Origin of the sequence: Acinetobacter sp. YH12039, assembly GCF_013420015.1 — a bacterium.
Taxonomy (GTDB): Bacteria; Pseudomonadota; Gammaproteobacteria; order Pseudomonadales; family Moraxellaceae; genus Acinetobacter; species Acinetobacter amyesii.
In genome coordinates this window covers 46,034-60,251 of sequence record NZ_VOZA01000018.1, presented here as the reverse complement: position 1 = coordinate 60,251, position 14,218 = coordinate 46,034, and the positions used below count along the sequence as shown (strand labels likewise).

Genomic DNA, 14,218 nt, shown 5'->3' with positions numbered 1-14,218 from the left:
ATAAATTCGCCCAAAAGAATGAACACTTAACGGCAAAACAAATCCATCTATGGGACGAAGCGGTCGAAGAAGATATCGCAGCCGTTGATCTGGAATTAGAACGATTAAATGCAGATAAAACCGATGCGCGCGTCAAAGAACGCCAAAACCAATAAACCTAAACGTCGACTGCTGCCAGATCATCTACACACCATCCGTATTGAGCATGAACCTGCATCAACCCAATGCAGTTGTGGCTGCCAACTCCGTCGTATCGGCGAAGATATCAGTGAAAAACTGCATTTCAGACCGGCACAGTTCTACAAGGAACAGCATGTTCGTGGCAAATGGGTCTGTGATCAGTGTGACACCCTGACTCAGCAAGCGATGCCTGCCTATGTGATTGATAAAGGCATTGCTTCACCTGAACTGCTCAGCCATGTGCTGGTATCGAAGTATGCCGATCATTTGCCGCTGTACCGTCAGCGCCTGATCTATCAGCGGGCTGGCATTGATCTGTCCAGATCCACTTTATCTGACTGGATTGGTCGCTGCGGTGTGGAACTGGAGCCTCTGGCCAATGCCTTAAAAGAGGTGGTGCTGCAACAGCAGGTGCTGCATGCAGATGAAACACCAGTCACCATTATGCGGATGGGTGAGAATGAGAAAAAACCGAAGAAAGGTTATGTCTGGGCCTATGCCACCACACAGTACAATCCAGTTCAGGCGGTGATCTATGACTTTCAGGATAGCCGTTCAGGTCAGCATGCTGAAGCGTTCCTGAAAGACTGGCAGGGTCATCTGGTCTGTGATGATTACAGTGGTTATAAAGCACGCTTTAAATCAGGCCAGGTCATTGAGGTGGGCTGCATGGCCCATGCACGTCGTAAATTCCATGAACTGCATGTGACCAAAAAAAGTCAGGTTGCTGAACAGGCATTAGTGCTGATTCAGAAACTGTATGCCATAGAAGCAGAACTCAGGAAAAAGACCGATAGTACAGCAGAACAGCGCCGCGAATATCGGCAACAGCATAGTCAACCGGTGATGCAACAACTGTATGAATGGCTCAACCAACATTATCTGACGGTGCCATCGAGTTCTCCAACTGCCAAGGCGATCAATTACAGCCTAAAACGTTGGCAGGCACTCTGCCGCTATCTGGATGATGGTAATTTGCCTATAGATAATAACTGGATTGAAAATCAGATGCGTCCCTGGGCGTTGGGACGTAAGAACTGGCTGTTTGCTGGCTCGCTGCGCAGCGGCCAACGAGCTGCCAATATCATGACTTTAATCCAGTCAGCAAAGCTGAATGGACTGGATCCGTATGCCTATTTAAGTGATGTGCTGAAAAGGCTGCCGACACACAAAGTGACCCAAATTGAAGAATTGCTGCCGCACTGCTGGAAACCTGAATCGAATTAAAAATTGGTATGGGATTCAGCGGACGCTTACATATTACTGAACTTTTTCTGAGCTACACGAAGAATAGAATCTTTAGGTAAAGTATTTTCTGTTTCTTTACAATCCAAAATAATTAAATTTTCTTTATTTAATTCCTTTCTTAAGAACTTTATTTTTTCAGAATTTTTTTGTATGTCGCCATCAGCAATTAATAGCATGTCACTTGCAACAGCAGTTGCACTTTGACCACGGTCTTGCTTTAAAAATTCGATTCTTTCTTCCCGTGTTTTAGGATAATCATCATCAAAAGACCAATGAGATAAATTGCTGCCTGCATATTCCACAAACGTATAGTGATAGTTCGGCATAAATCTACGGTATTTTTTATAAAGCTCCATATCAGCTGACTCTAGTTCAGCTAAATATTTTTCCATATATTTAGTGATATACAGCCGATCTGTAATGCCTTCCACCCAAATCGTACAGTTTGCCAAATAGACAGAAGACGGACGCACACCTAATGAAGCAAGTAAGTCACGATCCCGGTCGCAGCGATAAATTTTAAAATCAAAATTGTTAGATGAACCAGCTTTGGGTTGTTTAACAAATTTTTGAATCATCACTTGATCTGATTCATCTGCCATATCAAGTAAATGATTGGAATGTGTCGTAAAGAAATAATAATGTGGAGTCTCATTTAAGTAGAAGTTCATCAGTTGACGAACCATACCCGCGTGCATATGTAATTCCGGTTCTTCTATAAAAAAGGCATGTGTTTTTGGATTGCCTGCTTTGTCTTTACTTTTTATATAAGCTTCATAAGTTAAGATTATCGCTTGTTGTAAGCCATCACCTAACTCATAAATAGGTCTTTGAGCATCTGAGCCAATTTTAATATGAACGACATCAATCTCATTTCCTTGTTCATCTTTTCCGAATTTTGGAATTAAAGTGACAGGTTCATTATCAAAAAAATACTGACTTAATTTTTCTTCATATTTTTTAATAAGTTCTCGGTGTTCAGGTTCTCCTAATAAGTGAGCTTTAAGCTCGTAATATAAGCGTTCTCCTGTAATTATATTTTCATGATTAAATTTATTCTGATTCTTGAAATAGTCTTTTTGTGCACGCTCTATATAAGGATATTTTTCGTCTAAATCGGTTACAGGGCGCATGCCACGTAAGATAGGGATATAAAATTTAGTATTTGTAAAAATAGGATTTAGGTTTTGCTGAAGTTCTTGATTAAAATATGTTTGAGCTTGCTGAATATTATTATTTGAATAAATTCCTGATAGTTGATTGAATCTTGATAAGTGGGTAAGCGAATTTGAGAATAATGTGATTACAGAACCGATATTGGACGGTTTAATTTGTTCAATCGTTGTTAAAAAATGATTGTAATCATCATGTTTGTTATATTTTTTGCTAACGATTAACCTATTTTTAAAAGTTATTAATTTTCTGAATTGTAGTGAGTTATAAAGTTGCTGACCTTGAGATGTTTTAAATAATTCACGTAAAAACCTACTTTTACCTGCGTTATTTTTACCAATAAAGAAATTAAGTCGTTTGATTTCTATAACTTCATCATAACCAGTTTCACTATCATTATCTGATGTGTAGTTTTCTAAATTTTCTGCCCAATAATATAATTTTTCTGTCATATAGCCCCCAAAATATAGAGCTAATTTAGCAATAAAACACTGCTTTTAAAAGATAATTTATAAATACATAAAGCAATTTAATCGTTATTGATTCAACGCTTATTTATCCAAATGCTCTCTCAAAATGCGTCGCAACTCTAAAATGGCATCTGGAGACTCATGGATGGAATGCCCACCATTGAACATTTTTTCAGACACAGCACCATCTAAATGAGAACTTGTATAGGGAACAATGCCATCCGACATTTTGCTCGGTTCAGTACTTTGCGTCTGATTTCCCATAATAGAATGATAAGGAATATCTTTATTTGGCATGATGTCAGCAGACAACAGCATAAAACGTGATTGTTGACTTAAATCTGCTGGCCCAGACTTAATCAGGCCCATCGTTGAATTTTTTGCATTCGGGATTTCAACATTGACATCATTTAAAAAACTTAAAGGCAATACCACGATTTTTTTCGCCAAATTGGTAAACCAGCGGTCTGCATAGTCAGTACCATGATGCGGTGCGGCAATGAAAATTGCACGACTAACTGGCTTCAAGGCTTTAAAGACAAAACGATCGCGGATAATTGGATGACGTTGTAACTGTGTATTTTGTTCATAGTTCATGAGTGGAATAGCTTGAGCGGAAATATCTGCATCACTAACCAATAAACGACTAATGATGCCGCCCATACTATGTCCGATAATGACAGCATCTTAAGCCGAAGGCGTATTGGGTTGAACAATTGCAAATGCCTGTTTGAGTAAAGCATTGATTTGAAAACGACTCTCAAATATTGGCATATTGGTTGAGTAAAACACTTGCCAAACTTGGTAATGATCACGTAGTTTTTGATCACCCATAATGTTATTGGTCAGGCCGATCCAAGTTTCAGGACTGCTGGCTAATCCGTGAACCATGACAATAATCTTTTTATTAGGTTGATACGGCTCTAACATAAACACATGTGGCATGCGCAAATGTTCTTCCTTATTCAATAGTGTCCAATAGCCAGATCGTCCTAATTTATTTTCGGCTAACCAAAGTCCATAAGGCACAGAATAATTGGCCGTTAGTGTGTAGGACTGGGATTCAATTTTTGCCTTTTTAAATTGATAGGGATTAAATAATTCAACCTTAAAGTGTGATTGCGGCGACAAAATTTCACTAATGCTGCTATTGGTCTTGGCAGGTTCGGCGATCGCACTGACAGATAAATACCGTGCCGTATGGATATTGGGGTTGGGTTTATTTGAATAATATTGTTCAGGATCTAATACAAAAGGCTGCGCAGCAGACAGATCCGTGGCTTTTTTGACTAAGACAAATTCAGAACCAATGCCTTCCTGACGGTTAATGGTTTTTAAGCCTGAAAAATTAAAATTATAGCTCGACAGTAATTTATCAATGTCCGCATTTTTGATTTCAGGATAATGCTCATAGTTAAAATGATAAAGCGATGAACCCAGCATTAAACTTTCAGGCATTTGCTGATAGTCAAAACGGGTAAATGATGAGGTGATTAAACGTGATAAAGCCACATTATAAAAGGTGCGGACTTGTCCCTGACGCAAATCAAATAAGCGTTCTTCTGGGGCTTGAGCGGATTTAAATAGATAGACATAGCTGTAGCGCAGACTGAAATCAAAGTCTGCAAGCTGTTGATCCATAAACATTTTTATTTTGCTTGAAGCTAATTTTCCGCTGTGTTGTTTTAAGCTTTTTTTGCATTGTGGATTTTGATCGGCGCTTAAAGCACGTGCCATGTACAGCTCACTTGCTGCTGCATAGACTTGAGCAATATCTAAAGTTTCATTATTACGCATTTTGTGAATACTGCTTTCAAGCGCATTTAAACAAGATTGGTCGCTTTCATTCACCATTAACAGGATTTGATGGCTAAATGTACTGAGCTTCTGATGGGTTAATATGCTATCTGTTTTATTATTTAGTGACGCACTGAGTTGATTTTCTTGTAATTTGACCAATTGGCATCCACTGAGCAAACTCAGGCTGATGATACACATAAAACGAGCGGGTAAATGCGTGAAAGGCATCATTGGAAAGGTCACAGGCATCTATTTTTTGTTATTTTAACCTTTATAAAATAGTAAAAATAGGGCAGGTGTTACAGCGCTCAATCCAAGAAAATTACTACGTATACATCCTTTCTATAAGCTAATGTACGAATGCTGTAATACAGAAAAGTTGATCTGAGGTTCAAACAATATCACGTATTAAATTTAATCTAATTGTGCTGCTGGTTTTTTAAGGTCATATTGAGCAATTTATGATGAATGAATCTAAGTTTATCCGATACCGGATTCGACAACGTAAATGGATAAGCATCATCTAAGCCCATGCTGCGGTTCAGTGCATTTAAATTAAAGGTCAAGGTCATCCAGTGTTGCAGCAATAGGTCAAAATCCTGAGCGCCAATCGGGTTCTCTTTCAGTTCTAAATTATTCAAATCTGACTTATTGGTTTTGACCACTAATCCTGCATAGTAGGCGGTTTCAAGAGTGTCCATCATGTGCAAATAATGCGCCCATGTTTCCGCCCAATCTTCCCAAGGATGCGTACTGGCATAGGAACTAACATAGTAATCCGCCCAATTTTGCGGAGCACCGTCATTATAATGACGTTTCAAAGCTTCACTATAATCTTGTCGTTCATCACCAAACAGTTCTCGAAATTCCTCAATCAGTTCAGGGTGTAAATGTTTGATCAAATCAAAATAATAATGACCGCTTTCATGTCTAAAATGACCTAGAAGTGTACGGTAGTTTTCACCCATTTTTATACGCGTTGTTTCGCGGTAAATCACATCTGCTTCACTGGCATTCAAGGTAATAACTCCATTGGCATGACCGGTCATAACAGGTGTATTTTCTGTTGGCATCAGAAAATCAAAACGAAGTCCAAAACGGTCATCTTGGCTGCGTTTAGGACGCGGCATGGTATTGAGCTGCTGCATTAAATACAAAAAACGCCGTTTAGCATGTTCCAATCGTGCCCAGTACACAATATGGTCTGGGTTATCTAAGTTGGGAATGGTGTGCGTGAGCAGGCAAGACTCACAATAAATTTCCTCACTGTCAGCAGGCACCATCCAGTTACATACCTGATGATGCTGATAATTATGACAAGGTTTAAAGCGCTTTCCCTTTATTTCAGGATTTAAGGCAAGCCATAACGTACTGCTGTGCTTTTCAAAACAGCCCATTTGCTTTTCAGAGGCAATATAACCTAGCGCAGTCTGACAATTGACACAGTGTGAATTGGCAAAAAAGATTTGGTTAGAACATACCGCGCAGCTGAAATACTTCATAGGCGTTGAGTGATAAATAGAATGATCAATCAGTATAAATGATGTTCAATGTTGATGAAATAAATTGAACTTAGAGTTTGTTGCTTGTCGGTCAATGCTCTTGCTTAAGAACAACGCCCTTAATAAATGGTCCTTCATCAAATGACACATCGCAGCAATAGTGCAAATAAGTCGCTATTAGTGCATTTATTGCACAAATGATGAACAGTAAAATCTAAAAGAAAGTTAAAAGTCCAAAAAATCGACCATTTTTCATGCTCCTCACTTGGCACAGTTTCTGCTTTTCTATCGATATTACGAAATAAATGTTTTGTATTACTTAAACAGGAGATGCATATGAACCGCCATCAATCTGCAACATTTCTGCATCAATTAAAGCATTTATTTATTGAACTACTGAGCGCCCGTGCGGGTTTCTATATTCAGCAAAAAAAATAAGGAAAAACAGTGCCTAAACAAAAGCTGGCGCGTATCAGTATTACAGTGCCTGAAAAAACAGTCGATGCTTTGGATCAAAAAATTGTCGATCAGCATTATGAAAGCCGTTCTCAGGCCATTGTCGACATGATCAATAAGCATCTGATTGCCGATCAGGAGCAGCGCAACGAAGTGATGGTTGGCACGTTTACCTTACTTTATGACGCAAGTAGTACGGCGCTACGTATTCAGCTTTTAGATTTACAGCAGCAGTTTTTAGAACAAGTGGTGAGCTCGCTGCATATTCAGCTTGATGACCACAAAATTTTAGAAGTCATGATTCTGCAAGGCGTTAGTTCAGAGCTAAAAGTCATCAGTCAGCATTTTTCAGCACTTAAAGGTGTGATTAAAGGACATTTGGAGTTGATGGACGCTGTAATGCCGCCAATTCCGCAAAATGCAAAGAATTAAGGAGTTTTAAAATGGGCCAATTATATCGATCGCAAGGTCAGTTTAAAGACCGAATCACAGACCAACAGCAAGCACATGCTAATGCAGGTAACCAAAGACCAAATCGTGCAAAGCACAATGCTCAATCTGTCAGCAATCCGAATACACCATCGTTTTTGTACACCAATACCAAATTTAACTGTAATGCCATTGGGGAAATCGCACTATGATCAAAAAAGCCTGCTTATCTGCATCCGTTTTGACCGCCATCTTACTAGGTGGTTGTGACAATACGGCCAAAACACCTGAACCAAATGCTCAGGCAGAAGGCACTGTCAATACAAAAGCCATCACAATTGGCTATAGCGACTGGCCTGGTTTTGTCGCATGGCAAGTTGCTATTGAAAAAGGCTGGTTGAAAGAAGCCGGTGTCAATGTAGATTTTAAATGGTTTGATTATTCAGCCTCACTATCTGCATTTGCAGCAAATCAGTTGGATGCTGTTTTGGTCACTAACGGCGATAACTTAGTTACGGGTTCTGGCGGTACGAAAGGCGTCATGATTATGGCGACGGACTATTCTGCGGGTAATGATGTCATCATTGCTAAAGATGGCATCAATAGTCTTGCCGATCTAAAAGGTAAAAGTGTCGCGACAGAAAAAGGCTTGGTTGATCATTTGCTTTTGGCTACAGCGTTGGATGATGCAAAAATTCAAGCCTCTGAAGTGAAGTTGGTCAACACCATGACCAATGAGCTACCACAAGTATTTGCGAGCCCAGATATTGCAGCGATTGCTGTGTGGCAGCCGGTCGCAAATCAAGCTTTGAAAGCGGTAGCAGGTTCTAAAATCATTTATACATCGAAAGATAAACCCGGTCTGATTTACGACACATTAACCGTCAACATGACGCATTTATCTGCCAACAAAGAAGAATGGAAAAAAATCATTCAAGTTTGGGATAAAACGGTTAAATACATCAATGACCCTGCAACGCATGCCGATGCAGTGAAAATCATGTCGACCCGTGTTGGCGTTGATCCTGCACAATATGAACAGTTTATTGGAGGGACACATTTACTGGATTTAGCTGCCAATAAACAAGTCTTTAAAAAAGGAACTGGTTTTGACTCGATTTATGGTTCTAGTTACCACGTGAATAAATTTAATGTTGGCAATGGCATTTATAAAACCGAAATGGATGTCGATGGATCAATCTATCCAACGTTGGTTGAAGAACTGAAATAAGTTGAAATATAGCTAAAAAAAGCCCTGAATGATGTAAAAATTTCAGGGCTTAACAACATCAAATTAATATCCATAAAAAAATAACGAAGGGCAGAACTCAAGCTTCTTCATCCATCGCATTGGAATAAAACTTCACACCCAATTTGATTCGGTCACGGCCTTGGCTCATACGCCAGCGGTTGGTATCGCGCAGTGAATACACACAGCCGCAGTATTCCTGCTGATAAAATTCTTCTTTTTTACTGATTTCCAGCATGCGTACAGCACCGCCATTTTTACGCCAGTTATAGTCCCAATAGGTTATTCCGTCATAATGTGAAGCCGAACGATGACCACAGTCATTAATCTGCTGCATATTTTTCCAGCGTGAAATACCCAGTGAACTGCTGATTAGGCTAAAGCCATGTTCTGCTGCATATAATGCCGTACGTTCAAAGCGCATATCAAAACACATGGTACAGCGGATACCTTTTTCAGGCTCATTTTCCATGCCTTTGGCGCGTTCAAACCAGTTGTCTGTGTCGTAATCACAGTCGATAAACGGAATATTGTGTTTTTCTGCAAAGCGGATATTTTCCTCTTTACGGATTTCATATTCTTTTACTGGATGAATATTGGGATTGTAAAAAAAGATCGAAAAATCAATACCAGATTCAATTAAAGTTTCCATGACTTCGCCAGAACAGGGCGCACAGCAAGAATGCAATAAAAGCTTGTCATGACCTGTTGGGAGCGTCAGTTTCTGACGGTCAAGTTTGTTAGACATAATCATAAGCTATAAGTATAAACTTTATATTTTAGCGATTCATGGACATATCAAAGCTCGAATATGCTGATTTTTTCTAAGTTGGAGCTGAGTCAGATTCAGTATAGCGACTTAAAATTGAAATCAATTTGAAGATGCATTTATTTTATTTAGTGTTCATCTGCTGATTCCATTCAATCTGAAAATCATGCGCCAATTGGTCTAATTGAGTTGCTTTAAGGTTTTTAATCAGCACTTCTTGCGCTTCAAAAAAGACATGATCAAGTGCCCGATTGACCACCAGTTCTACCAAGCAATCTGGCTGCATATTTTCATTGCCAATGGCGAAAATAGAAGGTTCACCGACAGCAAGGTAAATGTCATACAGCGAAATGTCATGCAGAGGTTTAATCAAACTCCAGCCGCCACCAGGGCCTTTCTCAGAATCAACAAATCCATGTTTTTTTAAGCCAGACATGGTTCTACGCACCACAACAGGATTTGTTTCCAGCATTTCGGCAATCTGATCTGAAGTGAAAGGCTTATTTTCACGTGCCATGTGCAGCAGGACATGCAGCATTCGTGAAAGTTTACTGTCTTTACGCATGAGGAAATAGATGATTAGGGTAATTAATAGATTGTAACATTAAAAGTTTCTTATAAGCATATTAAGTGATATAGTAACTTTTAAAGTTACATATAGGCATTATGAATATGAATATGAATATGAATATGAATTATGAAGTTGTGATTATTGGTGGTAGTTATGCAGGGCTTTCTGCAGCTTTACCTTTAGCACGTGCGCGCCGCCGTATTTTAATTATTGAGGCAGGGCAACGTCGTAATCGTTTTGCTGAACATTCACATAATTTTTTGACGCAAGATGGCCGATCACCAAGTGCTATTGCAGCAGAAGCTAAAGCACAATTAGAAAAGTATTCCACGATTTCATGGCTTGCTGAAACGGTTACAGATGTAAAAGCGCTTGATGGAAAATATTTAATTGTTGCAGGTAATCAGCACATTCAAGCTGAAAAAATGATTATTGCCACTGGCGTACGTGACGAATTGCCTAAAGTTGATGGTTTGGCCGAACGTTGGGGGAAATCTATTTATCACTGCCCATATTGTGATGGCTATGAACTGAATTTAGGTGAAATTGGTATGTTGGCTTCGGGTATGCATTCATTGCACATGGCGTTGATGTTGCCAGATTGGGGCAATACTACTTTATTTTTAAATGATGCAATTGCAGTAGATCAATTGGATAATGAGTTATTAGCGAAGCTTTCTAAACGTCAAATACAGATCGAAACGCGTAAAATTGACCATATTGAAGGTCATTGTGATGTTGTAATGGCAGATGGTGAACGAATTAAATTGAATGGCTTATTTGTTTCGACTGTTACTCGTCTGCAATCGAACTGGATTCATCATTTAGGTTTAGAGATAGACTGCAATGAATATGGCGAGGCCATTAAAACGTCAGCAGCAAAAGAAACAAATGTTAAAGGAATTTATGCTTGCGGTGATGTCACACGTTCAGGCGGTTCAGTTGCTTTATCCGTAGGTGATGGAGCAATGACAGGGATTGTCGTGCAGAAATCTTTTATTTTTTAAAGTATTGGCATAGCAATTTACAAATATAGGGCAAGTATCTAAATGATAAATTTGGGTACTTGGACCTAAATATAAGAAATGAAAATCCAGTTAATAATTTGATCTTTTCTCAGTTTAAGCTGAGTTTAATTCACTTAGAACGATAAATAATCATATTCTAAAAGCGGACATACTTATCGATGATTTTCATTTTATCCTAAAAAATCAGTAGAATATAGATATGAATACTTATTAAAAAATATCATAAAGCATTGTTTATATTTAATTTATTTTAAAATTATTTATATCCAGATTATTTTTAAAATGCTCTCATCGAGCCAAGTTGAAATATATTCATCCTATAAAATTACCAAAAATGAATTTCACTCACTTTGTATTGAGGTTAAATCATTTTTATTCATCTTAAGATTCACGTATAAATTACTCCATACAGAAATTTTGATTATTTTAATTTTAGGGTTGTGAATCTCCATGAGTAATAAATTTGCATGTTCAATCAAACGTATCCGCTTTGATGAAAACTATAAACCAGCTGACAATACACGTTTAACAACGAACTTTGCTAACTTGGCGCGCGGTGAGCACCGTGAAGAAAATCTACGTCGTACATTGGCAATGATCAATAACCGCTTCAATACTTTGGCCAGCTGTGATAACCCAAATGCGGATCGTTATTCACTTGAAATTGACATCATTTCCGCTGAACTCGATGTAGAGGGTAATGGTCAAACTTTCCCGTTTATTGAAACTTTAAAGAGCACCATCATCGACCATAAAACCAATGAACGCATTGAAGGCATGATCGGCAACAGTTTTTCATCGTATGTACGTGACTATGACTTCAGCGTAGTATTACCAGCACTCGGTTGCAAATTCAATGAAAAACCTGAAGATTTTGGCGATTTGCACGGCAAGCTTTATCAACACTTGATCAATTCAGAAGTATTCAAAGCTGAATTTAAAAAACAGCCTGTGATTTGCTTAAGTGTTTCAACGACAAAAACTTATTACCGTACTGCAAATGTACATCCGATCTTAGGTGTGGAATACACCAATGATGACCATTCACGTACCGATGACTATTTTGCAAAAATGGGCTTAAGTGTTCGTTACTTCAAACCTGAAAATGCGACTGCACCATTGGCATTCTATTCAGCAAATAACTTGCTTAGCGACTATACAGATTTCGAACTGATCAGCGCGATCAGCACCATGGAAAGCTTCCAAAAAATCTACCGTCCTGAAATTTACAATACCAATGCGACAGCAGGTTTAGTGTATCAACCAAGCTTAAGCTTTGGCGATTACTCATTAACCCGTATTGTGTACGACCGTGTTGAACGTGGCCAGTTGGCGGTTAAACAGGGCAAATGGACGGAAGAGAACTTTATCCAGCCATATAAAGACATTCTGAATGAGTGGGCGGCTAATTATAGTATTGAAAATGCAGACGCAGCTTAATTTTAAATCACGAGTGATTTAAAGCAGCTGTTTTAAAGAATATGTTTCATGCATCAGTTAATTTTTGATCAATATTTATTTCATAAAGAAATTTCCCTCTCCTTTTAAGGAGAGGGTTAGGGAGAGGATTTATATGAAAAGTGCCCTCATCCTCTTGCGGAGCATGCTCCTCATCCCATAGGGAGAAGGGACTTTCAATATGAATTTAATAATCAATTGATGACATTTTGTTTTTGCGAAATTTAGAATATAGAGATAGAAGATCGAATATGGCCATTTTACTCCCAACTTCAACTGCTGGCAGCTTACCTAAACCATCTTGGCTGGCTGAACCTGAAAAATTGTGGTCAGCATGGAAACTTGAAGGCGAAGAATTATTAGATGCAAAACGTGATGCGTTGAAATTATCTTTGCATGAACAAATCCATGCAGGCATTGATATTGTCAGTGATGGTGAACAAACCCGTCAGCATTTTGTGACCACATTTATTGAACATCTTGAAGGGGTAGATTTCGAAAAGCGTGAAACGATGCGTATTCGTAATCGTTATGATGCAAGTGTACCGTCTGTGGTGGGCGAAGTATCGCGTAAGAAAGCAGTGTTTGTTGATGATGCAAAATTCTTACGCAGCCAAACCAATCAGCCGATCAAATGGGCTTTGCCAGGCCCGATGACGATGATTGATACTTTGTATGATGGTCATTACAAGAGCCGTGAAAAATTGGCTTGGGAATTTGCTAAAATCCTGAATCAAGAAGCTTTAGAGCTTGAAGCGGCAGGCGTAGATATCATTCAATTTGATGAGCCTGCGTTTAACGTATTTTTTGATGAAGTCAATGACTGGGGTATTGCGACATTAGAGCGTGCGCTTGAAGGTTTGAAATGCGAAACAGCCGTTCATATTTGCTATGGTTATGGCATTAAAGCCAATACCGATTGGAAACAAAGCTTGGGTAATGAATGGCGCCAATACGAAGAATCATTCCCGAAACTGCAGCAATCTAAGCTCGATATCATCTCGCTTGAATGCCAAAACTCTCGTGTACCGATGGATTTAATCGAACTCATCCGCGGTAAAAAAGTGATGGTTGGCGCCATTGATGTAGCAACCAATCAGGTTGAAACAGCAGAAGAAGTAGCAAATACATTACGCAAAGCGCTTCAGTTTGTAGATGCCGACAAGCTATATCCTTCAACAAACTGCGGTATGGCGCCTTTACCTCGCCAAGTGGCGCAAGGCAAACTAAATGCGTTAAGCGCAGGCGCTGCCATTATTCGCCAAGAATTGACCGCATAAATTCGAGCTGACTCGGTTTCATGTAAGGGCAATAAGGAAATTAAATTTGCTATTGCCCAAACTGAGAAAGAGATAAGCCATATAGACCATTGAGATTGAAGAGATGATTGAAGCAACTGATTTTAGAAATGCAATGTCTTTATTGACGACTGCAGTCAACGTGATTACGACTGAGGGTGAAGCAGGCATGTATGGATTTACAGCATCAGCAGTATGCAGTGTGACAGATACACCGCCAACTTTGCTGGTTTGTATGAATCAATCCTCTCGTTCTCATGCGCATTTTCTTGAAAATAAAGTTCTGTCTGTCAATGTTTTGGGCGCACAGCATGAACACATTTCCAATGCATTTGCTTCAAGCAAATTAAACTCTGAAGAGCGTTTTAAATTGGGTTCTTGGACTGTATTAGAAACAGGTTCACCAATATTAAAAGATGCTTTAGTTAGTTTTGACTGTCAGATTGAACAGATTCAAGAAGTGGGTACGCACAGTGTGTTTATGTGCCGTGTGGTTGCAATCAAGCAAAGTCAGCAGGAGGAAAGTTTGGTGTATTTCAACCGTGCTTATCATGCTGTGGGTCAAGTGGAGTTGGCTTAAACCAGTC

General features: G+C 39.0%; 11 protein-coding genes and 2 pseudogenes. 8 read left to right on the top strand and 5 right to left on the bottom strand.

Translation table 11 applies throughout. From position 1 onward, the window contains the following. A pseudogene (locus FTT98_RS09525) lies at positions 1-1,407 on the top strand (IS66 family transposase); the annotation flags it as partial. A 26-nt stretch (positions 1,408-1,433) separates the two neighbouring features. Here the strand turns inward: FTT98_RS09525 and FTT98_RS09520 are convergent. The 3 genes and pseudogenes from FTT98_RS09520 to FTT98_RS09510 all read right to left on the bottom strand — a co-directional run bounded on the left by FTT98_RS09520 (position 1,434) and on the right by FTT98_RS09510 (position 6,373). Then, a complete protein-coding gene (locus FTT98_RS09520; RefSeq protein WP_180177321.1) occupies positions 1,434-3,053 on the bottom strand; it encodes an AAA family ATPase in 1,620 nt (539 codons plus the stop codon). A gap of 99 nt (positions 3,054-3,152) precedes the next feature. After that, a pseudogene (locus FTT98_RS09515) lies at positions 3,153-5,102 on the bottom strand (lipase family alpha/beta hydrolase). Positions 5,103-5,290: 188 nt separating this feature from the next. Then, the gene (locus FTT98_RS09510) at positions 5,291-6,373 is read right to left on the bottom strand and encodes a putative zinc-binding metallopeptidase (protein ID WP_180177320.1); all 1,083 of its coding nucleotides are present in this window, start codon (positions 6,371-6,373) and stop codon (positions 5,291-5,293) included. A gap of 447 nt (positions 6,374-6,820) precedes the next feature. Here FTT98_RS09510 and FTT98_RS09505 point away from each other — a divergent pair, with 447 nt between their 5' ends. From FTT98_RS09505 to FTT98_RS09495, 3 genes are read left to right on the top strand one after another with little or no spacing between them, the layout of a single operon-like run. After that, positions 6,821-7,261, top strand: coding sequence for a CopG family ribbon-helix-helix protein (locus FTT98_RS09505; RefSeq protein WP_078190923.1), 441 nt, complete (start codon positions 6,821-6,823; stop codon positions 7,259-7,261). 11 nt (positions 7,262-7,272) lie between these two features. Beyond that, the gene (locus FTT98_RS09500; protein WP_168377511.1) at positions 7,273-7,470 is read left to right on the top strand and encodes a hypothetical protein; all 198 of its coding nucleotides are present in this window, start codon (positions 7,273-7,275) and stop codon (positions 7,468-7,470) included. Continuing rightward, the gene (locus FTT98_RS09495; RefSeq protein WP_180177319.1) at positions 7,467-8,489 is read left to right on the top strand and encodes an ABC transporter substrate-binding protein; all 1,023 of its coding nucleotides are present in this window, start codon (positions 7,467-7,469) and stop codon (positions 8,487-8,489) included. Before FTT98_RS09500 ends, FTT98_RS09495 begins: the two co-directional genes overlap by 4 nt. A 97-nt stretch (positions 8,490-8,586) precedes the next feature. Here the strand turns inward: FTT98_RS09495 and FTT98_RS09490 are convergent, their stop codons facing one another. Further along, the gene (locus FTT98_RS09490) at positions 8,587-9,255 is read right to left on the bottom strand and encodes an epoxyqueuosine reductase QueH (RefSeq protein ID WP_180064195.1); all 669 of its coding nucleotides are present in this window, start codon (positions 9,253-9,255) and stop codon (positions 8,587-8,589) included. A 145-nt stretch (positions 9,256-9,400) separates the two neighbouring features. Then, positions 9,401-9,841: an Rrf2 family transcriptional regulator gene (locus FTT98_RS09485; protein WP_180116982.1), complete on the bottom strand. Its 441-nt coding sequence runs from the start codon at positions 9,839-9,841 to the stop codon at positions 9,401-9,403. 125 nt (positions 9,842-9,966) lie between these two features. Between FTT98_RS09485 and FTT98_RS09480 the strand changes: the two genes are divergently transcribed. The 4 genes from FTT98_RS09480 to FTT98_RS09465 all read left to right on the top strand — a co-directional run bounded on the left by FTT98_RS09480 (position 9,967) and on the right by FTT98_RS09465 (position 14,211). After that, the gene (locus tag FTT98_RS09480; RefSeq protein ID WP_180177318.1) at positions 9,967-10,854 is read left to right on the top strand and encodes an NAD(P)/FAD-dependent oxidoreductase; all 888 of its coding nucleotides are present in this window, start codon (positions 9,967-9,969) and stop codon (positions 10,852-10,854) included. 471 nt (positions 10,855-11,325) lie between these two features. Then, positions 11,326-12,315 carry a putative oxygenase MesX gene (locus FTT98_RS09475; protein WP_180177317.1) on the top strand — a complete coding sequence of 330 codons (990 nt, stop codon included), beginning with the start codon at positions 11,326-11,328 and terminating at the stop codon, positions 12,313-12,315. 269 nt (positions 12,316-12,584) lie between these two features. Then, positions 12,585-13,613 (top strand): methionine synthase, encoded by a 1,029-nt coding sequence (locus FTT98_RS09470; protein WP_180048945.1) that lies wholly within the window; start codon positions 12,585-12,587, stop codon positions 13,611-13,613. Positions 13,614-13,716: 103 nt separating this feature from the next. Continuing rightward, positions 13,717-14,211 (top strand): flavin reductase, encoded by a 495-nt coding sequence (locus FTT98_RS09465; protein WP_180177316.1) that lies wholly within the window; start codon positions 13,717-13,719, stop codon positions 14,209-14,211. Positions 14,212-14,218: the final 7 nt, after the last annotated feature.